We start from the raw sequence: 22,095 nt of genomic DNA, 5'->3' as shown, positions 1-22,095 counted from the left end.
CAAGCCAAAGCCCTCACCGAAAGCCCCGCGCATGAAAAATGAACCCCAGAAAGTTCAACAAGACCTGTGCCGCCAAAATCGAGGTCGATCCCGACTGGTCGTAATCCGGCGCCACTTCGACCAGATCAATCCCGACAACATCGTTGCGTTTGGCCAAAGCCTGCAACATCTCCAGCACGTCGTAATACAGGAACCCGCCGTGGCTCGGCGTGCCGGTGCCCGGCGCAATCGACGGGCAAAACGCGTCGATATCAATCGTGACGTACACCCGCGCGCCCTCGGGAATGCGCTCAATCACCGCCTCCGGCCCCAGCTTGCGCGCTTGGCGCACACTTAGGATGTCACTGCCCATACTGCGCGCATCGGCATACCCCTCCTTGGCGGTCGAACTCACATTGCGAATGCCCACCTGCGTCAATCCGGTGACATAGCCCTTCTCAGCCGCGCGCCGCATCGGGTTGCCATGCCCAAACCGCACGCCGTGGCGCTCGTCGACAAAATCCAGATGCGCGTCGATCTGCAGGATGTGAATATCCCCCTGCCCGTCAAAGGCATTGATCGCCGGAATGTTGATCGAATGATCGCCGCCAATCGTCACCGGCATCGCGCCTGCCGTCAAAGCCGCGCGCACGCCTGCCTCGATATTGGCGTGGCTTTTCACCGTGTCGGTGTGCACGATGTCGGCGTCGCCCATATCCACGATCCGCACCGATCCCGGCAAATAGGTCGCGTCATCCTCGTGATCATAGGCACCCGCATGGCCAAAGCTGAACAACGTGCTGGCCTCGCGCACCCCACGCGGCCCAAACCGCGCCCCACTACGCCATTGCGTACCAAAATCAAACGGCGCGCCCAACACGGCCACATCTGCCTCGATCAAACTCCAATCCTGCACATAGGGCTTTTTGGCAAAGGTCGAAATCCCGACAAACGGCAGATCCAACCGCCCGCCCTCATAGCCATGTGTGCTCATTTTGATCTCCCCGAGTTTCGATCAAACGTGGCGGAAAACCGCGCCTCGGTAAAGCCATGAAACCCGATGCTGCATATTGAGAACAAATAGGGAACATGCTAGCGTATCTCATGTCGACTCACCTGCTCTCCCGCCGCTCCGAACGCCCCCGCCCCGCGCTTGCCCCCGCGCCCGAGGTGTCGCTGACCCTCACGCGCCTGCACGAGGCCTGCGGCAATGCGCGCCATACCTTCGCGCTTTGGCTGGCGCGGCACACCCAAGGGCCGGTTTTTTGGATCGCACCCGATTGGGGCACAGCACCACTCAATCCTGACGGCATGCTGCGCTTTATTCATCCCGGACGCGTCACCTTTATCGCCCCCCGCCGCCCCGACGAACTTTTGTGGTGCATGGAGGAAATCCTGCGCGCGGGCATCGTGCCTTTGGTGGTGGCCGACCTACCCGGCCCGCCCGGCCTGACGCCTGTGCGCCGCCTGCATCTGGCCGCCGAAACCGGCGCGGCGGAAACCGGGCAAAAACCGCTCGGCCTGATCCTGACCCCCGCCGAAGGTGGCGCGCAAGGCATCGAAAGCCGCTGGCACATGGCCCCCGCCCACAGCCAGAGCGGTGACGCATGGCGCCTCACCCGCCTGCGCGCCCGCACCGCCGCCCCTGCCAGCTGGCAGGTCACAGGATTGCCCGATGCGCCACGGCTGACACCGGAAACTCTGCACGAGACTGCATAAGGTCGCCTTTTCAAAAGCGAGGCAAAAACGACGCCACCTTGTCGCTTCCCCTCTGGCGCATGCCACAAATGCTGTCATGCTGGCCTTATGCGCATGATCATCTCTTTCTCGGCCCTGTTCCTCTCGGTCATCTTGTTGCAACTCAGCTCTGGAGGCTTGGGTCCAATGGATGCGCTCTCAGGCCTGACGCTGGGCTTTTCCACTGCGCAAATCGGTCTTTTGGGCTCGGCCCACTTCCTTGGCTTCTTTGTTGGCTGCTGGTGGGCACCACGCCTGATGGGCTCGGTTGGTCACTCCCGCGCTTTCGCGACGTTCACAGCCACTGGGGCCATCGGCATTCTGGGCCACTTCATCATTGTTGATCCCACGGCTTGGGCCGTGATGCGCATCGCGTCGGGACTGTGCGTCGCGGGATGTTTCACCGTGGTAGAGGCATGGCTGCAATCCAAAGTCACCAACGAAACCCGTGGCCGCGCCATGGGCACCTATCGCGTGGTTGATATGGGGGCATCGCTTGCAGCCCAGCTGGTGATCAGCGTGCTCGCGCCTGCTGAATATGTCTCCTACAACATTCTTGCGCTGATCTGCTGTGCCGCGATCCTGCCCATCACCCTGACCACGTCGCAACAACCCAAAACCCCCGACGCCCCGCGCTTGCGCCCCAAACTCGCATGGGCGCGCTCTCCACTCGCGGTGGCAGGCGTAATCGTTGCCGCCCTCAGCTCCGCCAGCTTTCGTATGGTTGGCCCGGTTTATGGCTCCGAAGTTGGGCTGGCCACCAGCCAGATCGCCTGGTTTCTGGCCGCCTTCGTGCTTGGCGGCGCGATTGCACAGTACCCAGTCGGCTGGTTGGCCGACAAATTTGACCGTCGCTGGGTCTTGATCTGGCTTTCGGCCGCCGCTGTGATCTCCTGCGGCACCACCGTGATGATCGGCGGAGGCTCCACCACCGCCGTGATGCTCAACGCCAGCTTCTTTGGCTTCACCGCCTTTCCGATCTATTCGGTCGCAGCTGCCCACGCGAATGACTTTGCCACGTCCGAGGAACGCGTCGAACTTTCAGCGGCGCTGATGTTCTTCTTTGCAGTCGGCGCGATTGGCGCGCCCCTTTTTGCCTCCCGCCTGATTGAGCAATTTGGCCCCGGCGCGCTCTTCATCATGATCGCTGTCGGGCATGCGCTTTTGATCATCTTTGGCCTGTCGCGCATGCTGGCACGTCCGACCGTCGAAAACCGCACACGCTACGTCTATGCGCCACGCACATCTTTCACCATCGGGCGCATCACCCGCCGCCAGCGGGAAAAGCCGACACGCACCCAAGAGCCGCAAAACGACGCACCCCCAGATGACGAAAACGACACCGACGCGAAACCGACGTGATACGGACGCGATACCGAGACCAATTTCTGCCCCTAGAACCGCTCCGCAGATTGGGCTAGATGAGAGCCAACACATAGTTTGGAAACAACATCATGGCGCGTCATCTGATCACCTCGGCCTTGCCGTATATCAACGGCATCAAACACCTCGGCAACCTCGTCGGTAGCCAGCTTCCGGCGGATTTGTTTGCCCGCTACATGCGCGCGCGCGGCCACGAAGTTCTGTTCCTTTGCGCCACTGATGAACACGGGACACCCGCCGAATTGGCCGCTGCAAAAGCCGGTAAAGATGTCGCTGACTACTGTGCCGAAATGCATGATGTGCAGGCCAAAATCGCCGAAGGCTTCCGCCTGAGTTTTGACCACTATGGCCGCAGCTCAAGCCCGCAAAACCATGCGCTTACACAACACTTTGCAGGCCGCCTTGCCGACATGGGCTTGATCCGCGAAGTCTCTGAAAAGATGATCTATTCCAACGCTGACGGACGCTTCTTGCCAGATCGTTACATCGAGGGAACCTGCCCCAATTGCGGCTTTGAAAGCGCGCGCGGAGATCAGTGTGACAACTGCACCAAACAGCTTGATCCAACCGACCTGATCAACCCCTATTCCACCATCTCCGGCTCCACCGATCTGGAGGAACGCGAGACCAAACACCTCTTCCTCTGCCAGTCGCAAATGCGCGAAAAACTGCAGACATGGATCGACAGCAAAACAGACTGGCCTGTGTTGACAACGTCGATCGCCAACAAATGGCTCAACGACGGAGACGGCCTGCAAGACCGTGGAATCACACGGGATTTGGACTGGGGTGTGGCGGTAAAAAAAGGCGGCGAAGACTGGCCCGGCATGGAAGGCAAAGTCTTCTACGTCTGGTTTGACGCCCCCATCGAATACATCGCCTGCGCCCAAGAATGGGTCGACGCCGGCAAAGGCGACGACTGGGAACGCTGGTGGCGCACCGACAAAGGCGCGGACGACGTGACCTACACCCAGTTCATGGGCAAGGATAACGTGCCGTTCCACACCCTGTCATTTCCCGCGACCATTTTGGGCTCCGAGGAACCTTGGAAAGCTGTCGATTACATCAAGTCTTTCAACTACTTGAACTATGACGGCGGTCAGTTCTCAACCTCTCGTGGGCGCGGCGTGTTTATGGATCAGGCGCTGGAATTGTTGCCATCTGATTACTGGCGCTGGTGGCTGCTCAGCCATGCACCGGAAAGCTCTGACAGCGAGTTCACGTGGGAAAATTTCCAGCAGTCCGCCAACAAAGACCTCGCCGACGTGCTTGGCAATTTTGTTAGCCGCGTCACAAAATTCTGCCGCTCCAAGTTTGGCGAAGAGGTGCCCGCCGGCGGGGAATTTGGTGAGACGGAACAGGCGCTTATCGCAGACCTTTCAGCCCGTATGCGTGCGTATGAACAGCACATGCAAGACATGGAAGTGCGCAAATCTGCGCAAGAGCTTCGTGCGATCTGGGTTGCTGGCAACGAATACCTGCAAAACGCCGCGCCTTGGTCGACCTTCAAAGAAGACCCGGACAAAGCAGCCGCGCAAATCCGTTTGGCGCTGAACCTGATCCGCTTTTACGCCGTTATTTCCGCGCCGTTTATCCCTGACGCTTCAGCCACATTGATGGCCGCAATGCAGTCAGACCATACCAACTGGCCTGACGATGTGGCCACCGCACTTGAAATTCTGGCCCCTGGTCACGCGTTTGCCGTGCCTGATGTGACGTTCCGAAAAATCACGGATGACGAACGCGAAGAATGGTCTGAAAAATTTGCAGGCAAACGTGAGGCCTAATTTCCATGATAATACGGGCCTTTACGGGCCCGTATTCATGTGCCTCCACCGTGCCTTTGGACCGTTTGATATTTGATCTGCCTCAGTGACAGCCGCTTGGATAGTTGTTAACTTCAGAGGAACGGCTCACGCCACAACCCGTCTATTCCAAAAGGAATTCGCGCTATGGAAACCATCCTAAACTTTATCTGGGCTCTGATCGACGCTCTGCCACCACTGCTGACGGCTTCCCTGTTGATGATCGGTATCAGCGCCTTTGCGGCATTTATCCTGCTGTTTGTGGTCGGGCTGATCACGATGCGCAAAGAAAACGTCTAATTCAGGGTGGTACCCGCGGCCGGATTCGAACCGGCACGGCCTGTTCGGCCTAGAGATTTTAAGTCTCCTGTGTCTACCATTCCACCACGCGGGCTCCGGCAGGCAAAGCCCACCAGCCGCGAGACCATAGCGTTTCGCGCAAAGGTGTAAAGTCTGGAAATCAGAGTTCCTGATCAGGCTCGGGCGTTTGTAGTAAACTGCGCTCCGGCAGCCAGGGATTGAGCGCCAACGCCTCAGCCAATGCGTCTTGCGCTTCTTCTTGTCGCCCCAGACCAATCAACGTCAGCGCGCGACCAGACATAGCCGCAACATGTTGAGGTGACAAAACAATTGCCCTCTCCAAGTCAGGAAGTGCTGCCTGAAAATCGCTGCGCAAAAAATTTACAAACGCCCTTTGATTGTAGCCCTCCGCATAGAGCGGACAGTAATCCACCAACGCGTCAAAATCTTCCCGTGCACCCAACAAATCCCAAGCCGCCCGCTTGCGCATGCCGCGGTCCAGGATTTCCTGCGCAACAGCGTCCGGCGCATCCGCGTAAAACTCCCATAATTCATTGGAAATAATCTTGGCAGTTGTCTCGTCTTTGGCCTTTTGAACCCGCAACAAAAGCTCGGCCACCGAGCCGGTATGGTCCGGCGACGCGGGACACGGCTGTGTTTCTGCCCAGACGGGCGATGCAAGACAAATGAGGAAAACAAGGTGCTTCATGACCCGAGGCTGCCACGAATTCGGCGGCCAACAAAGTCACATCTCTGCGAGTCCCGTTTCTTTAACAGCCTGCATCGCGACGTATGTCGAGGTGCTCCCGACATAGGGCAAAGTCGAAATTTTCTCTCCCAATACAGTGCGATACGCGCTCATCGATGTGGTGCGTACCTTCAGGAGATAGTCAAAATGGCTGGCGATCATATGCGCCTGTTCGATCTCAGGCACCTCGCGAACAGCTGCATTGAAGGCCTGAAGCGCCTGCTCCCGTGTTTCCGTTAACTTAACTTCGACAAAAGCGACGTGATCCATCCCCAGTCGAATTGGGTCAAGCAAAGCGTGGTAGCCTTTGATCACACCAGACGCCTCCAAACGCCGCAGGCGAGATTGCGTTGGACTCTTTGACAACCCGATCTCCTGCGCCAGATCGGTAATCGAAATGCGCCCATCCCGCGCCAACACGCTTAGAATCGCGCGATCCAATCGGTCCAACCCTTGATGATCGTTTTGCACTGACATTCCCTCCATTTCTTATCAATAATTCCGTCTTACCGCACAATTTTAGGGAAATCGACTGGTCATGACGCGATATACTATTCACAAATAGGGAGCGCACAATGTCTCAGTCACGCCAATTGATCGACGCAACAACTTATGCCGCGGAGCAGCAGGTCATCGAGACATTGCTTCAGGCGGCCGCGCTTTCGCCCGCTGATCGCAAGACCATCTCAGAGCAAGGTGCCGACCTTGTGCGCAAGATCCGCGCGGCCACCAACCCGGGTATGATGGAAGTCTTCCTTGCCGAATACGGCCTATCCACGGACGAAGGTGTCGCGCTGATGTGCCTTGCCGAAGCCCTATTGCGAGTTCCGGATGCTGACACCATCGACGCTCTGATAGAAGACAAGATTGCTCCCTCAGACTGGGGTCGTCATCTGGGCCAATCGACCTCATCTTTGGTAAACGCCTCCACTTGGGCCTTGATGCTGACAGGTCGGGTCATGGACGAAGGTGACGGCGGTCTGATCGGCACTTTGCGCGGTGCGGTAAAGCGTCTGGGTGAACCTGTCATTCGCACCGCCGTCGCCCGTGCGATGAAAGAAATGGGACGTCAATTTGTTTTGGGAGAAAACATCAATTCCGCCATGCAACGCGCTGAAGGTATGGAAAAAAAGGGCTACAGCTATTCCTACGATATGCTTGGCGAAGCGGCAAAGACTGATGCCGACGCGATGCAGTACCACCTTGCCTACTCTCGTGCGATTTCGGCTATTGCCACCGCTTGTACCCGACCAGACATTCGTGACAACCCCGGCATTTCCGTGAAGCTTTCCGCCCTGCATCCACGGTATGAGATCGCGCAAAAAGACCGGGTGATGAGCGAACTCGTGCCACGTCTGCGCTCTTTGGCCCTTTTGGCGAAATCGGCGGGCATGGGGCTCAATATCGACGCCGAAGAGGCTGATCGGCTGTCGCTCTCGATTGATGTGATCGAAGACGTTCTGGCCGAGCCCGCGCTGGCCGGATGGGAAGGATTTGGAATTGTTGTACAGGCATACGGCAAACGCGCTGGGGCCACTCTGGATTATCTTTATGAACTTGCCACGCGGCTTGACCGTCGCATCATGGTGCGCCTGGTCAAGGGCGCTTATTGGGACACAGAAATCAAACGCGCTCAGGTGGAAGGCCTTGAGAGCTTTCCGGTATTCACAACCAAGCCGGCAACCGATGTCTCCTACATCGCGAACGCCCGCAAGCTGTTGACCATGACCGATCGCATCTATCCGCAATTTGCCACCCACAATGCCCATACGGTTGCAGCGATCCTGCATATGGCGGACGACAAGTCCGCCTTTGAATTTCAACGCCTGCATGGAATGGGCGAAGCGTTGCACGACATCGTGTTGACGGAAGAATCCACGCGCTGTCGAATCTATGCGCCGGTTGGCGCACACCGTGATTTGCTGGCGTATTTGGTGCGGCGTTTGCTGGAAAACGGCGCCAACAGTTCTTTTGTGAACCAGATCGTGGACGAAGACGTGCCAGAAGCCGTCATTGCACGCGATCCATTCGAAGCCTTAAAGGATCCAGCCCCAAAGTTGAGCCGTGGCCCCGAGCTGTTTTTGCCGGAGCGCCCAAACTCCAAGGGTTTCGACCTGACCGATATTCCGACCTTAAATACCTTGCAGACCGACCGCGAACCGCACCGTAAAACGCAATATCACGCGGCCCCGCTTTTGGCTGCGCCGGCCAATCCGAACACGCCAATCCCGGTCGGGAACCCGTTTTCGGAAGAGGATTCACCCGGGACCGTGTCACAGGCGAGCCTTGAGGATGTCGAGACGGCGTTGTCCGGTTCAACTCTGTGGGACGCCGACGCATCCGAGCGCACAATTGTGCTTAACCGCGCCGCCGATCTCTATGAAGCACACTATGGCGCGATCTTTGCCTTGCTTGCGAGAGAGGCTGGCAAGACACCGATGGATGCAGTCGCCGAGCTGCGTGAGGCTGTCGATTTCCTGCGCTATTATGCGGCTCGCAGTTCTGGATCGACCCCGGTTGGCACCTTTACTTGCATCTCCCCGTGGAACTTTCCGCTGGCAATCTTCACAGGCCAGATCGCTGCGGCGCTGGCGACTGGCAATGCGGTTTTGGCGAAGCCCGCCGACCAAACACCTCTCATTGCGCATTTGGCCGTGACTCTGCTGCACGAGGCCGGCGTACCCAGATCCGCATTGCAGTTGCTTCCCGGTGATGGCGCCACCGTCGGCGCGGCGCTGACCTCGGACTCACGCGTCGATGGGGTTGCCTTCACAGGCTCCACAGCCACGGCACAGCGCATCCGTCGCGCGATGGCGCAGAACCTTACCCCAGGAGCGCCTTTGATCGCGGAAACTGGCGGATTAAACGCAATGATAGTGGACTCCACCGCCCTGCCGGAACAAGCGGTCACCGCTATCGTAGAAAGCGCCTTTCAGTCGGCGGGACAGCGGTGCTCCGCGCTGCGCTGCCTTTATGTGCAGGAAGACATCGCAGAGACGTTGCTGGACATGTTGCGTGGCGCAATGAAAGAACTGCGCTTGGGCGACCCTTGGGACCTTTCGACGGACAGTGGACCGGTGATCGACACCACCGCACAGCGTCGCATCGCGACCCACATCGCGCAGGCCAAAGCGGACGGTCGCCTGCTGCACCAATTGCCCATCCCACAAAACGGCACCTTCATCGCGCCGACTTTGATAAAGGTTGGCGGTATCGCCGATCTGAAAGAAGAAATTTTCGGCCCTGTTTTGCACGTCGCGACGTTCAAGTCTCAGGAGCTGGACGATGTGATCGATGCAATCAATGCTACGGGTTACGGTCTGACATTTGGCCTTCAAACTCGGATTGACGACAGGGTTCAATACGTTTCCGAGCGGATAAGCGCAGGCAATATATATGTGAACCGCAACCAAATTGGCGCCATTGTTGGAAGTCAACCTTTTGGTGGTGAAGGCCTTTCGGGCACTGGACCAAAGGCTGGTGGCCCGCACTATCTGACCCGCTTCACCGCTCCAGACCTTGCCCCAACTCTCCCTGCGTCGGCCTGGTCAAGCCCTGCGGCGGCGACCGATTTGCAAAACCGCATAACAGCAGCCATTCGAAGCAAAGCGCAGACCAGCACCATCTTGCCCGGGCCAACTGGTGAGTCCAACCGCCACACGACGGAAGCCCGCTCGCCTGTGCTTTGCCTTGGCCCCGGCGAGGAAGCTGCACAGACCCAGGCGCACATCATCGAAGGGCTCGGCGGCATCGCCGTCACGGCAGATACGGGCGTCGACGCCAAAGCGCTGGCAGAGCTGACCAACATCAGCGGCGTCATCTTTTGGGGGGAGGCAAACACCGCGCGCGACTACGATGTGGCCCTGGCGGCTCGAGATGGCGCACTGGTCCCCCTCATCACAGAAATGCCGGATGTGACACGCGCCTTGTCCGAGCGACACATCTGCGTGGATACCACGGCTGCTGGCGGCAATGCGGCGCTTCTGGGCGGCGCGGGGTCCTAAAGCCACTTTTTCCAAATTCAACGAATGTTGAGCACCAAAACGTTACACAAATTTGAGTGCCTTTCTCACGTTGGCTTTCGCCGTTTGAAGTCCATGGACACAAAAAAGCCGCCCCGAAGGGCGGCTTAGGTGCCTATGCCAGAAACAGCATCGCAAAAGTGGCAACAGATACCACCGCAGCAACAACATTACTGACATCGGCAAGGGTACTAATATCCATGATCTTACCTCGCTTTTTTCGACCCTGAACATCGGCTCAAAGTCAGCTTCAATTTGGCTTGCCCGATGACCTGCCAAGCGCGTATGCTCGTTGTGCGACGACGAGCTGAGCGTTCGGCAGGTCTGCCGGAGCCAGCGATAGAGGGAGCCACTAAATCTAGTGGCTTCCCTTTACGCTCCCCCAAGTTACACAAGCCCTCCCGATGTGGGCAAATTGTATTTTTGTGTGTAACACCTGTGGATAACTTTTCGCACCCGTATTTTGTGCAATTGCCCGCAGGCGCATCTACATGTTGTGTTTATAGTAGAAAGGTTCAAGAACATCTCTTTGGTCACTATGGTGCCTTTTGCCAGTCAGGCGGCTTTCAAGGGGCGGTTGGCTGTGGATAAGATTGATTTCAAAGTTGCCCGCTACCTTCGCGCTACCTAAGATCGGCTTAACTGCCTGATCTGCATGAAGAAGGACCGCCCGTTATTTTTCCAATTCGCGATCACAACCCGTCAGGCCGTACGCCCTATGTCGTTTATGCACTTTTGGTGCTCAACATCGTCATTTTCCTGTCCTATCAACCGATTATGGGTGATCCGCGACTGATAAGTGCCTTCTTCAATGACTGGGCCTTGGTCCCTCAAGAAGTTATGCGTGGCGACGACCTGCATGGTGTCTTCACCTCGATGTTTCTGCACGGCGGATGGCTGCATCTGGCTGGCAATATGCTGTTTCTATGGATTTTCGGCGACAACCTAGAAGATGAAATGGGCCACATCGGCTTTCTCGTGTTCTACCTCCTGTCCGGAGTTGGCGCCGCCGCGGCACAGATCGCGGCCAACCCTGCCAGCCCGATCCCCATGGTGGGCGCCTCTGGCGCCATCGCCGGCGTGATGGGTGGCTATCTGCTGCTGTTCCCAAAGGCGCGGGTGGACATTCTGCTGATCATCATCATCTTCATCCGCATTTTCACTGTGCCGGCTTGGGTAATGCTCGGTCTCTGGTTCGGCCTGCAATTGCTGAACGGGATTGCTTCCGATGCCACAGGCGGAGGCGTCGCGCATTGGGCGCACGCGGGCGGCTTCATTGTCGGGGCGATACTGTGCTTGCCGCTCTGGCTGCGCCGCGGTGCCACCACCTTTTGGCAACGCACTGAGGGCCACCCGCCCCATCCGGAAACCAAATACCGTCTTAGCCAGTCCAAGGTCCCAACAGTCCGGAGGAGAAAATGAGCCACAAATTGACATGCCATTGCGGTGCTGTGGAGCTTGAAGTGACCTTGAGCGATGAACTGGCGACGGCGCGGCGCTGTGACTGTTCTTTCTGCCGCCGTCGTGGGGCCGCCGCCGTAAGCGCGCCTTTAGATGGCCTAAAGATCCTAAAAGGCGCGGACAATCTGACGCTGTATCAGTTCAACACCAACACGGCTCAGCATTACTTTTGCAAAACCTGCGGCATCTACACCCACCATAAACGGCGATCAAATCCCAATGAATATGGCGTCAATCTGGGCGCCCTCGAAGGTGTGAACCCACGCGACCTTGGACACATAGGCTGGGTCGACGGTGTGAATCACCCGTCAGACCGCAACGCTTAGGTTTGATTTAGAAAAAACGGTTTGCCGAGGCGCCGATGCAGCGCCTCGCTTCACCCTTTGCGAATGACTTTCGCGAACTGGGTGAACACCGGCTCGTTTGCACAAAGAATTTCGCCATCTTCCAGAATATCAGCATCCGGATTGATTGGTTCCACAAGGCCACCGGCCTCTTTCACGATCAACATGCCCGCTGCCAGATCCCAAGAATGCAACCCGCGCTCCCAATATCCCTCGTAGCGCCCTGCAGCCACATAAGCCAAGTCCAGCGCGGCAGAGCCAAAACGGCGCACACCAGCGGTCACCGGCAGCACGCGTGCCAGGTCCTGAAGCGTTTCAGGCAGACCCGGGCGGGTGCCAAACGGCAAGCCGGTCGCAAACACCGATTCAATCATCTTGTGGCGCCCCGACACACGCAGGCGTTGGCTGTCGTTCAGCCAGGCACCCTCGCCTTTTTCGGCATAGAACATTTCGTCTTTGGCCGCATCAAACACAACGCCGGCCACGATCTGGCCCTTGTGCTCAAGAGCAATCGAAATCGCCCAATGCGGCATACCATGAAGAAAGTTCGTGGTGCCATCCAGCGGATCAACGATCCAACGGCGTGTCGGGTCTTTGCCCGGCAGCTCGCCGCCTTCTTCACCAAGCCAGCCATAGGTTGGTCGCGCACCCAACAGCTCTTCTTTCAGGGTCTCTTCAGCGGCGATATCGGCGCGGCTGACAAAGTCGCCTGCGCCTTTCATCGACACCTGCAGGTTTTCCACCTCGCGAAAGTCTTTGACCAGCGAACGGCCCGCTTTGCGGGCGGCCTTCATCATGATGTTAAGATTTGCGCTGCCCGGCATGGCACGGCTCCTTGTGGCTAAGAGCGCGCGTATACGCCCCCATTCCCTTTTTGCCAAGGCCATTTCGGTGCTGGCAAGCACCAATCGAAACGCGGCGTCACCAAAGCACGTGATTTCATGCCCACCCTTGCGTCATAGCCCCGCCAGTCGCAAGATTTTGCCAGATCACAAAACGGAGCGACCCATGTCTGAACAAATGCAGCGGATCGTCTTGGCAAGCCGCCCTGTTGGCGAACCAACCGATGAAAACTTCACCCTAGAAACTTTGGACATCCCCGAAATCGGCGATGGCGAAGTTCTGGTGCGCAACCACTATATGTCGCTAGACCCTTATATGCGCGGTCGAATGGACGATGCCAAATCCTACGCTGCCCCCGTGCCAATTGGCGGCACCATGGAAGGCGGCACAGTTGGTGAGGTCATCGCTTCCAATCATCCCGGGTTTGCCCCCGGCGACTTTGCGTTTGGCATGCTTGGCTGGGCGACACATGGTGTGGGCAAAGGTGCCGAAATGCGCAAACTTGACCCAAAGCTGGCTCCGATCACAACCGCGCTTGGCGTTTTGGGCATGCCCGGCTTCACCGGCTGGTTCGGCCTGATCGAATACGGCAAACCCAAAGAAGGTGAAACGCTTGTGGTGGCCGCCGCAACCGGACCTGTGGGGTCAATGGTAGGTCAGGTTGCCAAGGCGCGTGGCTTGCGCGTTGTTGGTATCGCAGGCGGCCCTGAGAAATGCAAAATGGCCCTCGAGACTTACGGGTTTGACGCCTGTGTCGACCACTATGCCTTTGAAACAGCCAGCGAATTGCGCGCGGCCCTCAAGGCCGAGTGTCCCAAAGGCATCGACATCTACTTTGAGAACGTCGGCGGTAAAGTTTTGGATGCGGTCTTGCCAATGATGAACCCGCATGGGCGCATTCCGCTCTGCGGAATGATCGCCTGGTACAACGCCGGTGCACTTGGTGCCGATGCCTCCGCCGAGGCGCTGACTGGGCCGCGCATGTGGCGATCCATTCTGGTGAACTTCCTGTCTGTGAACGGCTTCATCATCTCAAACCACTTCGACAGCTATCCGGATTTCTTGCGTGACGTTGGACCAATGATGGCGCAAGGCAAAATCGCCTTTGTCGAAGACGTTGCCGAAGGATTGGAAAACGCTCCCGAAGCATTCCGCGGTCTGCTCAAAGGGCGCAACAAGGGCAAACAGCTGGTTAAAGTGATCTAGATTCACGCTTTGAATGTGAAAACGGCACCTTAAAATTTGAGGTGCCGTTTGTTTTGTGAAGTTGGACGAGTGATGCCAGGCGGCCCAAACCACCAGACCGATCAACTCGTTGTTTTGCCTTAGTGGCTCAAAAGCGCCCCTTCACCCTTCCGCAGGCTTGGGCGGGCATCACACCCGTAGGCGGCCACGCCTTCGTCCTTCAGTTCGGGGAAAATCGCGTAGATCTCATCGCGCACAGTTTCACCCAGCGCCGTGAGCCCCATTTCACCGGGCATAAAGCTTTCACTAGGCACTCCTGCGCCATAAATGATCTCATGGCTGTCAAACATCACGTGAACATAGGTGACGCGCTGGCTTTCGATCTGTCGAACCGTGTCGCCGTTGACCATCGCAATGGCTGGCACAAGCACTTCGCGCTCACCGAAATTCACTTCCGCACGCCACCCTGTCACCAGCATACGGTGCTGAGGAGACACGCGCAGAACCTCGTCATTGCCAATCGCGCCGACATCAAACTGCACGGGCGCCAAAGACCCGCGGCCGACCACTGCGCGCTGTCCAACCCACCGGACATCCTGATAGCCGTGATCCATTGTCAGCACGCGGTCGCCGGGCTGCAGTTCCTCGACCTTGCGCATGCCTTTTTGCGTGACAATGTCAGTGCCCGCCGTAAAGCAAGGGACAAAGTCCCACTCTTCTCGGTTGGCTGTGGTGCCGCTGTAGCGATTGCCCAGCAAGCTGTCGAAACTGATGGAACGAATGGCCCCGGCCTCTAACGCGGCCTGGTCAGCATTATTGGAGAATTCGGGCGCGATATAGGTGTTTCCATTCACATCCTGCATCACAACAGCGGTAAAGGTCGCTGTCGTGCCATCGATGTAGGTAATGGTGGCGTTGTACACCGATGTCGCATCAAAAGTTTGCGCCGGTCCGCCATCAATGCTGAACTGCTCGCTTGGCGAGTTGTTCATGTTATAGGCCGAACCGGGATTTCCAACCGGGCTGAGCTCTACAAAATCATTGACCAGCGCGTCCCCCTCGCCGCCAAACGTCAGCCCAACCAGAGCATTGGCATTTTCGGCGGTGGTGTTGCCTTCGATGGTGTCGATGTCGGCCAGCTGACCAATTGAAATAACATTAAACGTCGTTGGCATGTAACCTTATGCAAAGCGCGGACCTGCGGACCGGTGGCAGCCGATCAAATTACAGTCCGGCCCTTGCCCCCTAGCTAGAACAGAACAGGCCCTTATTGCCGCAACGACAGAGCCTTCGTCAGGGGGAGATTTACCATTTAGGCGTCAAAAAAGAGTTAAGCGTCCTGTAAACGTCGGGCCTCGGCGCCGGCCAATCGAATCAAATCCTTCATGTAGGGTTTGTCCAAATCAGTGTTGCGGGTCGCAGCATAAAGTTGCCGCGTAAGGCCTTGTTTTGTCAGCGGTCTTGTCACGTAATCTGATGAATACTTCACTTCACGCACAACCCAGTCTGGCAACACCGAAACCCCGCGATTAGACGCCACAAGCAGCAGGATCACGGCAGTCAGTTCCGCCTGACGCACCGCTGCCGGTTCCACCTTCGCCGGCGACAAAAGTTGAGAAAAAACATCCAATCGCGCCCGTTCCACAGGGTACGTGATTAACGTTTCCCCCCGAAAGTCCTCAGCTTCAATCCATTTTTTCTGTGCCAATGGGTGCTGTGCTGCGGCCACAAACACAGGGGCATAGTCAAACAAGTGCGAAAACGAGATTCCTGCGAGGTTTTCCGGATCTGAACTCACGACAAGATCGACCTCTTCCTTTTGCAAAGCTGGCATTGCATCAAAGGCAAGTCCGGGGCGAATATCCACATCCACATCCGGCCAATCCTTGCGGAACTGTTCCAACACCGGAAACAACCACTCAAAGCAGGCATGGCATTCAATTGCGATATGCAGGCGCCCCGAGTGACCATCCCGCAGGCCGTTAAACTCCGCCTCCAGTTTTTCCACCTCGGGCAACACCTGATTGGCCAGCCGCAAAAGCCGCAGCCCCGCCGCCGACAGGGTCATCGGCTTTGAGCGGCGCACAAACAGCTCGACGCCCGCTTGCTCTTCCAGCCCTTTGACTTGATGAGACAAAGCCGACTGCGTGATGTTGAGCCGCTCAGCCGCCCGCGCCAACCCGCCGCATTCATGTATGGCGCGCACTGTGCGTAAATGCCGGAACTCAATGTGCATCTTCATATCAAGCTCATGACCTTCTTGAGGATTATGAATTTGCTTATAATTGCCATGTATGAGACTTGAGGACAACCGCAAGTTAAGGACCGAAAACCATGACCACGCCTCAAGTTTCATTTGAATTCTTTCCGCCGCAGTCTCTGGAAGCGTCCTTTCGGCTTTGGGACACCGTGCAAGCGTTGGCCCCACTTGATCCACGTTTTGTCTCAGTCACTTATGGTGCGGGCGGCACAACCCGTGATCTGACGCGCGACGCCGTGGCGACGTTGCACAAATCGTCTGGCCTAAACGTCGCGGCGCATTTGACATGCGTGAACGCGTCCAAGGCCGAGACATTGCAGATCGCCCGCGATTTTGCCGATGCTGGCGTGAACGAGATTGTCGCTTTGCGAGGCGATCCGCCAAAAGGCAGCAACGGATTTCAGCCCCACCCCGAAGGATTTGCCAACTCCGTTGAGTTGATTGAAGCCCTGTCCGGGTCTGGCGATTTCACAATCCGCGTCGGCGCCTACCCCGAAAAACACCCCGAGGCGGCGGACATGCAGGCTGACATCGACTGGCTGAAACGCAAAATAGATGCGGGCGCCGACGAAGCTCTCACCCAGTTCTTCTTTGAGGCCGAAGGGTTTCTGCGGTTCCGCGATGCCTGCGCCAAAGCCGGTATCACGGCCCCGATCGTTCCCGGTATATTGCCGATCGAGAACTGGAAAGGCGTGCGCAATTTTGCGCGCCGCTGCGGTACAACTGTGCCGACTTGGCTTGAGGACGCGTTTGAAAAGGCAACCCGCGACAACCGTGAGGACCTACTCGCAACAGCCGTTTGCACCGAGCTTTGCTCGGACCTTCTCGACGAAGGTGTCGATGCTTTGCACTTTTATACGCTAAACCGCCCTGAGCTGACGCGCGATGTCTGCCACGCGCTTGGTGTTACACCGCAAGTGCGATTGGAAAACGTGGCGTAACGCGCTCTCACGCCTCTTGCGGGTCCTGATAAATTCCGGCCTCCTGCAATAAACGCGGGAGGTCTTTTCATGTCACAACACCACTATGCGCAGGGTCCACAAGATCTTGCGACTTTGGACAGTGTTTTGTCCAAGTCAGGTCTAGAATTTATGCGTGACATCATTGACGGCCACATTGCCGGCCCGCCCATTGGGCAAGCTCTTGGGTTCCGGCCCATCGTGGCCGAGGAAGGCACTGTTACCTTCGAAGGCACACCGGAATTTCGCACCATGAACCCGCTCGGCACCGTTCATGGGGGCTGGTACGGCACGATCCTGGACAGCTGTATGGCCTGTGCGGTGCAAACCACGTTAAAGGCCGGACAAATCTATACCACACTGGAATATAAGGTGAATATCATCCGCCCCATCCCCGTGGGCACCACCGTGCACGCGGTCGGAACGGTACAACACAGCGGTCGGTCAACAGGTGTGGCGAACGGAGAAATCCGGGGACGCGATGATGGGCGCCTTTATGCGACCGGATCCACCACATGCATTGTGATGGATGGCCCCAAGCGCGGCTAACGCGGTTTTTCACACGCCAATTGCTCCCACACGCCACGCGCTTGGGCCCCGCGCGCCTTTGGCGCGCAAAAGGGGTGGTCACTTCTAAGGACAGGGCGTTATTCTGCCAGCGGTGACGGGCGCCTCGAAACGCGCGACGACCATCACTCGAAAAATGGGACCGACGCCTGTTGTCAGAAACACCCCATCAGGCAGACCACAGGAGCGACATTACATGTTTCAGGACTTCAAGGTCACCGCCAGACCTGAACAAGGACCGGCGCGTTTGCAAAAGCTGCGATCAGCTATGGCCGATGCCAAGATCGACGGCTTCCTGATCCCACGCGCGGATGCGCATCAGGGCGAGTACGTCGCGGCCTGCGACGAACGTCTGGCTTGGCTCACCGGCTTTACCGGCTCTGCTGGCTTTTGTGTGGTTCTGCCCGACATTGCCGGTGTTTTTGTTGACGGCAGGTACCGAACGCAAGTCAAAGAGCAAGTCGCGCAGTGTTTCACGCCGGTCAATTGGCCTGAGGTTTTGCCAGGACCTTGGATTGCGCAACACCTTTCCGAGGGCCGCGTCGGGTTCGACGCCCGTCTCTACACAGCAGGCCAGATCAGTGCACTGAAAGCCGCTCTAAAGGACACCAAAATTACGTTGGAGCCCTGCCCCAATCTGGTCGATCAAATTTGGGAACAACGCCCGGACGCGCCCTCAAATCCTGTGGTGGCGCAGCCTTTGGACTTTGCCGGCGAAAGCAGCGCCGACAAACGCACGCGACTTGGCAATACGTTGGCCGACGCAGGACATAGCGCGGCCGTGATCACCCTTCCCGATGAAATCTGCTGGTTATTGAACATTCGCGGATCAGATATTGCCCGCAACCCGCTTGCACAGGGCTTTGCCGCACTTCACGCCGATGGGAAGGTTGATCTCTGGATGGGACCGGACAAAGTCCAGCACTTGACCTCCCATTTGGGGCCTGACGTGACACTTCATGCTCAGGATAGCTTTTGGACCACATTGACCACGGCCCTAAGCAACGCCACAGCCCCGGTCCGCCTGGACAAAGACAGCGTGCCCTTTGCGGTGCAACAAAGTTTGACCAACGCCAACATCGCAACCGTATTTGATGTCGCGCCCTGTGCATTGCCAAAGGCACGAAAAAATATAACTGAAATCAAAGGCATGCAGGACGCTCATCTCAGAGATGGCGCAGCGGTTGTGACTTTTCTGAGCTGGTTTGACGGACAAGACAAAACGGCATTAACGGAAATCGACCTCGTAACAAAACTCGAAGAAAGCCGCCGCGCAACCAACGCCCTTCTAGAGATCAGCTTTGACACCATCGCGGGCGCGGGCCCAAACGGGGCGATCATGCACTACCGCGTCACCGAAGACACCAATCGACAACTACAAAACGGGAATCTCATCGTTTTGGACAGTGGTGGGCAGTATCGGGATGGCACCACCGACATCACCCGCACTCTTGCCGTGAGCGACATCGCACAAGACGCGCGCGAAGCCTTTACCCGCGTTCTGCAAGGCATGATCTCGGTGTCTGCTTTGCGCTGGCCTGCCGGACTCGCCGGATCACACATCGAGGCCATGGGACGTGCGCCTTTGTGGAAAGCAGGTCAGGATTTTGATCACGGCCTTGGCCATGGCGTTGGCGCCTACCTTTGCGTGCATGAAGGGCCGCAACGTCTGTCGCGCGCCGGAGACATTCCTCTCGAACCCGGCATGATCTTATCCAACGAACCGGGATACTATCGTCCGGGTGCCTTCGGAATTCGCATCGAAAACCTTGTGGTGGTCGAGAAAGCCCCGCCTCTTGCCGGGTCAGACGCGCATCGGGCAATGCTACAGTTTCAGACTTTGACCTTTGTCCCAATTGACCGGACGCTGATTGTCCAACATATGCTCACCAGAGCCGAAGTGGACTGGATAGACGAATATCACGCGACATGCCGCGACGTTTTGCGCGACAAGGTCACAAAGGACACCTTGCAATGGTTGGAACGTGCCACAGAACCATTGTAATAGCGTCTACAATTACACTTGATTGTCATCGAACCGTTATGTTGTAACGAAATGGTGGCGCGACACATCAAAGGAACGACCATGGGAACTCTGATCAGCATTCGCAAAGCGCCGGGAAACTGGACCGTGCGGGCCGGTGGCGCCGTCATTGGCGAAAGCAGCAACGCCTTGGAACTTAGTGAAGGCGAGTATGCCCCAGTGATTTATTTCCCGCGCGCCGACATCGCGATGGCCTTTCTGGATGACAGCGATCACACCTCGCATTGCCCGCATAAAGGTGACGCGACCTATTTTTCGATCGTGACCAAAAGCCAAACCATCCAGAACGCTGGATGGAGCTATGAGACGCCGCTTCAGGACGTTGAGCGCATCAAGGACCACATAGCTTTTTACACCAATGAACTGGTCGCCGTGGAGCGTGTCTAAAACGAGTTAGGCAAAACAGCACCGCACAGCGGGACAGAAAGAGAATTGAATGACCCTGATTTTGCGCGGCCTCTCCTACCAATGGCCAGATGCCGCGGAACCGGTCTTAAACATTCCTGAACTCACACTTGGTGCCGGAGAGCGGCTTTTGTTGCGCGGCCCTAGCGGCTGTGGAAAATCCACCCTTCTGGCGGCGCTGGCCGGCGTGATTGATGTGGCCACTGGCGCTGTTGAGGTGGCTGGAACCGATGTCGCGTCCCTGCCCCCAAGCCGACGCGACTCGTTTCGCGTGGACCACATCGGCATTGTCTTTCAGGCCTTCAATCTGATCCCCTGGCTCAGCGCGCGCGACAACATTACGTTGCCTTGCACGTTCTCCGCACGACGGCGGGGCCAATTGGTTGCCTCTCCCAGAGAGGACGCAGACGCACTCTTGGCGGCTCTTGGGTTAGCGTCAATGGCCAGCACTGCCGCCAGCGCTCTCAGCTACGGCCAGCAACAACGTGTAGCAGCCGCCAGAGCGTTGATCGGCGGGCCCGAGCTTATTCTGGCGGATGAACCGACATCCGCGTTGGATCCAGACGCCAAACAGACCTTTATGCGCCTGCTGAGTGGTGAGGCCGCCCGCACAGGAGCGGCATTGTTGGTGGTCAGTCACGATCCGGGACTTGAGGACCATTTTGACCGTGTCATCAACATGTCCGACATCAACTTTCCGGAAGGCGTCACATGTTGAACCTCGCTCTGTACAGCCTCTGGAACCGCCGCTTTGTTGCCAGCTTGACGGTTCTGTCAATTGCCCTTGCGGTGGCGCTCATTCTTGGGGTTGAGCGCTTGCGCGACAGTGCGCGTGGCTCATTTGCCAATTCCGCGTCCGGTATCGATCTGATTGTCGCGCCACGTGGCAACGACGTGCAAATTCTGATGGCGACCGTCTTTGGCGTCGGCTCCACTGGCACCGGCATGAGCTGGGACAGTTTTGAGCGGGTCGAAAACTTGCCTGCCGTAGACTGGGCAGTGCCACTAATGATGGGGGACAACCATCGCGGATATCCCGTGATGGGCACCTCCCGCGCCTATTTTGAACACTTCCGACACAGCGGCGGACAGTCGCTGGAATTTGCCCAAGGAGGCGACTTTGAGGCAGCAGACAGCGCGGTTATGGGCGCCGAGGTTGCGACACGGTTCGGCTACGGCATTGGCACGGTGTTTGTGAACGCCCACGGCGCCGGAAACGTGTCCTTTGACATGCATGACGATGCACCTTTCACCGTGACCGGTGTCCTTGCGCCAACCGGCACCGCCGTGGACCGCATGGTGTTTATTTCCACCGAAGGATTCGATGGGCTGCACGCAAGCTATGAGACACCTGCTGCTGACCCATTTGCGGCCCAAGAGAACGACGACGCATCCAGCTCCTTGGGCGGCACTGACGAAGATCAAGCGCAGGACGCGCGCGGGCATGACGACGACAACCACGAGGACCACGGCTATGAGCCGAACCAGATCAACGCAATCTACGTAGGCCTGACTGAACGCCGTGCAATACTCGGCATTCAGCGCGCATTGCAAACCGATGCCACAGAAGCACTCAGCGCGGTTATGCCCAACGTCGCGCTCCTGCAGCTTTGGTCCATCACCGGCACCGCAGAAAACGCATTGCGCCTGATGTCCGTTGCTGTGGCTGCCGCCAGTCTCATCGGCATGGTGGTGATGCTGTCAGCCACGCTGGAAGCGCGCAGACGAGAATTTGCGATCCTTCGGTCCGTCGGTGCGACACCAGGCAAAATCTTTGGCCTTATCGTCTCCGAAGCCCTCATGATGGCCGTCGTTGGCATTCTTATAGGGATTGCCCTGCTCCTGTTGTCCACGGCGCTTGCCAACCCAATCCTGTCTGCCAACTACGGCTTCCGCATGGGGCTGGCCTTACCAAGCTTCTCCGAGTTGACGTTGTTGCTCGCGGTTTTTTGTGTTGCCGCGCTCGCCAGTCTTCTGCCAGCATGGCGGGTATATCGAATGACTCTCTCTGACGGGCTGGCGGCCAAACTCTAGGCCGGTGAACCGCGCTTAA

At 57.5% G+C, this 22,095-nt stretch carries 20 protein-coding genes and 1 tRNA gene; 14 read left to right on the top strand and 7 right to left on the bottom strand.

The annotated features are described in order from the left end of the window. Window positions 1-13 precede the first annotated feature (13 nt). Window positions 14-973: an agmatinase gene (gene speB, locus PG871_RS08865; RefSeq protein ID WP_270728474.1), complete on the bottom strand. Its 960-nt coding sequence runs from the start codon at window positions 971-973 to the stop codon at window positions 14-16. Between the two features lie 110 nt (window positions 974-1,083). Here speB and PG871_RS08860 point away from each other — a divergent pair, with 110 nt between their 5' ends. The 4 genes from PG871_RS08860 (at window position 1,084) to PG871_RS08845 (ending at window position 5,204) form a co-directional block, all read left to right on the top strand. Beyond that, window positions 1,084-1,698 carry an ImuA family protein gene (locus PG871_RS08860; RefSeq protein ID WP_270728472.1) on the top strand — a complete coding sequence of 205 codons (615 nt, stop codon included), beginning with the start codon at window positions 1,084-1,086 and terminating at the stop codon, window positions 1,696-1,698. Between the two features lie 87 nt (window positions 1,699-1,785). Then, a complete protein-coding gene (locus PG871_RS08855) occupies window positions 1,786-3,078 on the top strand; it encodes an MFS transporter (protein ID WP_270728468.1) in 1,293 nt (430 codons plus the stop codon). 92 nt (window positions 3,079-3,170) lie between these two features. Further along, the gene (metG, locus tag PG871_RS08850; protein WP_270728466.1) at window positions 3,171-4,886 is read left to right on the top strand and encodes a methionine--tRNA ligase; all 1,716 of its coding nucleotides are present in this window, start codon (window positions 3,171-3,173) and stop codon (window positions 4,884-4,886) included. A gap of 165 nt (window positions 4,887-5,051) precedes the next feature. Continuing rightward, window positions 5,052-5,204 (top strand): hypothetical protein, encoded by a 153-nt coding sequence (locus PG871_RS08845; RefSeq protein WP_270728463.1) that lies wholly within the window; start codon window positions 5,052-5,054, stop codon window positions 5,202-5,204. A gap of 7 nt (window positions 5,205-5,211) precedes the next feature. Here PG871_RS08845 and PG871_RS08840 read toward each other — a convergent pair. The 3 genes from PG871_RS08840 to PG871_RS08830 form a co-directional block, all read right to left on the bottom strand. Next, window positions 5,212-5,298, bottom strand: a tRNA-Leu gene (locus PG871_RS08840). Window positions 5,299-5,364: 66 nt separating this feature from the next. Further along, on the bottom strand, window positions 5,365-5,913 hold the full coding sequence (locus PG871_RS08835; RefSeq protein ID WP_270728460.1) for a tetratricopeptide repeat protein: 549 nt from the start codon (window positions 5,911-5,913) through the stop codon (window positions 5,365-5,367). 36 nt (window positions 5,914-5,949) lie between these two features. Next, window positions 5,950-6,423 carry an Lrp/AsnC family transcriptional regulator gene (locus tag PG871_RS08830; RefSeq protein WP_270728457.1) on the bottom strand — a complete coding sequence of 158 codons (474 nt, stop codon included), beginning with the start codon at window positions 6,421-6,423 and terminating at the stop codon, window positions 5,950-5,952. Window positions 6,424-6,527: 104 nt separating this feature from the next. Here PG871_RS08830 and putA point away from each other — a divergent pair, with 104 nt between their 5' ends. From putA to PG871_RS08815, 3 genes are all read left to right on the top strand, one after another. Continuing rightward, window positions 6,528-9,956 (top strand): bifunctional proline dehydrogenase/L-glutamate gamma-semialdehyde dehydrogenase PutA, encoded by a 3,429-nt coding sequence (gene putA / locus PG871_RS08825; RefSeq protein ID WP_270728454.1) that lies wholly within the window; start codon window positions 6,528-6,530, stop codon window positions 9,954-9,956. Between the two features lie 693 nt (window positions 9,957-10,649). Next, window positions 10,650-11,396: a rhomboid family intramembrane serine protease gene (locus tag PG871_RS08820; protein WP_270728757.1), complete on the top strand. Its 747-nt coding sequence runs from the start codon at window positions 10,650-10,652 to the stop codon at window positions 11,394-11,396. Further along, window positions 11,393-11,761 (top strand): GFA family protein, encoded by a 369-nt coding sequence (locus PG871_RS08815; protein ID WP_270728452.1) that lies wholly within the window; start codon window positions 11,393-11,395, stop codon window positions 11,759-11,761. Before PG871_RS08820 ends, PG871_RS08815 begins: the two co-directional genes overlap by 4 nt. 50 nt (window positions 11,762-11,811) lie before the next feature. On the opposite strand, the gene PG871_RS08810 is transcribed toward PG871_RS08815, so the two are convergent. Continuing rightward, entirely contained in the window at window positions 11,812-12,603 is a 792-nt protein-coding gene (locus PG871_RS08810; protein ID WP_270728449.1) for an inositol monophosphatase family protein, read from the bottom strand. A 184-nt stretch (window positions 12,604-12,787) separates the two neighbouring features. Between PG871_RS08810 and PG871_RS08805 the strand changes: the two genes are divergently transcribed. Then, window positions 12,788-13,828 carry an NADP-dependent oxidoreductase gene (locus PG871_RS08805; RefSeq protein ID WP_270728446.1) on the top strand — a complete coding sequence of 347 codons (1,041 nt, stop codon included), beginning with the start codon at window positions 12,788-12,790 and terminating at the stop codon, window positions 13,826-13,828. Window positions 13,829-13,947: 119 nt separating this feature from the next. Here the strand turns inward: PG871_RS08805 and PG871_RS08800 are convergent, their stop codons facing one another. Further along, window positions 13,948-14,982: a Hint domain-containing protein gene (locus tag PG871_RS08800; RefSeq protein ID WP_270728444.1), complete on the bottom strand. Its 1,035-nt coding sequence runs from the start codon at window positions 14,980-14,982 to the stop codon at window positions 13,948-13,950. A gap of 155 nt (window positions 14,983-15,137) precedes the next feature. Next, window positions 15,138-16,043, bottom strand: a complete 906-nt coding sequence (locus tag PG871_RS08795; protein ID WP_270728755.1) for a LysR family transcriptional regulator — start codon at window positions 16,041-16,043, stop codon at window positions 15,138-15,140. Between the two features lie 98 nt (window positions 16,044-16,141). On the opposite strand from PG871_RS08795, the gene metF reads away from it, so the two are divergent. The 6 genes from metF (at window position 16,142) to PG871_RS08765 (ending at window position 22,076) form a co-directional block, all read left to right on the top strand. Continuing rightward, window positions 16,142-17,008: a methylenetetrahydrofolate reductase [NAD(P)H] gene (gene metF / locus PG871_RS08790; RefSeq protein ID WP_270728442.1), complete on the top strand. Its 867-nt coding sequence runs from the start codon at window positions 16,142-16,144 to the stop codon at window positions 17,006-17,008. Between the two features lie 150 nt (window positions 17,009-17,158). Beyond that, on the top strand, window positions 17,159-17,575 hold the full coding sequence (locus PG871_RS08785) for a PaaI family thioesterase (RefSeq protein ID WP_333559660.1): 417 nt from the start codon (window positions 17,159-17,161) through the stop codon (window positions 17,573-17,575). A 214-nt stretch (window positions 17,576-17,789) separates the two neighbouring features. Then, window positions 17,790-19,598 carry an aminopeptidase P family protein gene (locus tag PG871_RS08780; RefSeq protein WP_270728436.1) on the top strand — a complete coding sequence of 603 codons (1,809 nt, stop codon included), beginning with the start codon at window positions 17,790-17,792 and terminating at the stop codon, window positions 19,596-19,598. Window positions 19,599-19,679: 81 nt separating this feature from the next. Then, window positions 19,680-20,024, top strand: coding sequence for a DUF427 domain-containing protein (locus PG871_RS08775; RefSeq protein ID WP_270728434.1), 345 nt, complete (start codon window positions 19,680-19,682; stop codon window positions 20,022-20,024). Window positions 20,025-20,073: 49 nt separating this feature from the next. Continuing rightward, complete coding sequence (locus tag PG871_RS08770; protein WP_270728433.1) at window positions 20,074-20,760, top strand: ATP-binding cassette domain-containing protein; 687 nt, start codon at window positions 20,074-20,076, stop codon at window positions 20,758-20,760. Next, complete coding sequence (locus tag PG871_RS08765; protein ID WP_270728432.1) at window positions 20,754-22,076, top strand: ABC transporter permease; 1,323 nt, start codon at window positions 20,754-20,756, stop codon at window positions 22,074-22,076. Before PG871_RS08770 ends, PG871_RS08765 begins: the two co-directional genes overlap by 7 nt. The last annotated feature ends 19 nt before the right edge of the window (window positions 22,077-22,095 follow it).

It is taken from the genome of Shimia sp. Alg240-R146, from assembly GCF_947331465.1.
In the GTDB taxonomy this organism is placed as follows: Bacteria; Pseudomonadota; Alphaproteobacteria; order Rhodobacterales; family Rhodobacteraceae; genus Shimia.
The sequence above is the reverse complement of the archived record's forward strand: the minus strand, read 5'-3'. Positions and strand labels throughout refer to the sequence as shown.

Bases quoted from the DNA above. Each gene is read 5' to 3' on its own strand.
- speB (WP_270728474.1), bottom strand. From the start codon at position 973: ATGAGCACACATGGCTATGAGGGCGGGCGGTTGGATCTGCCGTTTGTC.
- PG871_RS08860 (WP_270728472.1), top strand. From the start codon at position 1,084: ATGTCGACTCACCTGCTCTCCCGCCGCTCCGAACGCCCCCGCCCCGCG.
- PG871_RS08855 (WP_270728468.1), top strand. From the start codon at position 1,786: ATGCGCATGATCATCTCTTTCTCGGCCCTGTTCCTCTCGGTCATCTTG.
- metG (WP_270728466.1), top strand. From the start codon at position 3,171: ATGGCGCGTCATCTGATCACCTCGGCCTTGCCGTATATCAACGGCATC.
- PG871_RS08845 (WP_270728463.1), top strand. From the start codon at position 5,052: ATGGAAACCATCCTAAACTTTATCTGGGCTCTGATCGACGCTCTGCCA.
- PG871_RS08835 (WP_270728460.1), bottom strand. From the start codon at position 5,913: ATGAAGCACCTTGTTTTCCTCATTTGTCTTGCATCGCCCGTCTGGGCA.
- putA (WP_270728454.1), top strand. From the start codon at position 6,528: ATGTCTCAGTCACGCCAATTGATCGACGCAACAACTTATGCCGCGGAG.
- PG871_RS08815 (WP_270728452.1), top strand. From the start codon at position 11,393: ATGAGCCACAAATTGACATGCCATTGCGGTGCTGTGGAGCTTGAAGTG.
- PG871_RS08810 (WP_270728449.1), bottom strand. From the start codon at position 12,603: ATGCCGGGCAGCGCAAATCTTAACATCATGATGAAGGCCGCCCGCAAA.
- PG871_RS08805 (WP_270728446.1), top strand. From the start codon at position 12,788: ATGTCTGAACAAATGCAGCGGATCGTCTTGGCAAGCCGCCCTGTTGGC.
- PG871_RS08800 (WP_270728444.1), bottom strand. From the start codon at position 14,982: ATGCCAACGACGTTTAATGTTATTTCAATTGGTCAGCTGGCCGACATC.
- PG871_RS08795 (WP_270728755.1), bottom strand. From the start codon at position 16,043: ATGCACATTGAGTTCCGGCATTTACGCACAGTGCGCGCCATACATGAA.
- metF (WP_270728442.1), top strand. From the start codon at position 16,142: ATGACCACGCCTCAAGTTTCATTTGAATTCTTTCCGCCGCAGTCTCTG.
- PG871_RS08785 (WP_333559660.1), top strand. From the start codon at position 17,159: ATGCGTGACATCATTGACGGCCACATTGCCGGCCCGCCCATTGGGCAA.
- PG871_RS08780 (WP_270728436.1), top strand. From the start codon at position 17,790: ATGTTTCAGGACTTCAAGGTCACCGCCAGACCTGAACAAGGACCGGCG.
- PG871_RS08775 (WP_270728434.1), top strand. From the start codon at position 19,680: ATGGGAACTCTGATCAGCATTCGCAAAGCGCCGGGAAACTGGACCGTG.
- PG871_RS08770 (WP_270728433.1), top strand. From the start codon at position 20,074: ATGACCCTGATTTTGCGCGGCCTCTCCTACCAATGGCCAGATGCCGCG.
- PG871_RS08765 (WP_270728432.1), top strand. From the start codon at position 20,754: ATGTTGAACCTCGCTCTGTACAGCCTCTGGAACCGCCGCTTTGTTGCC.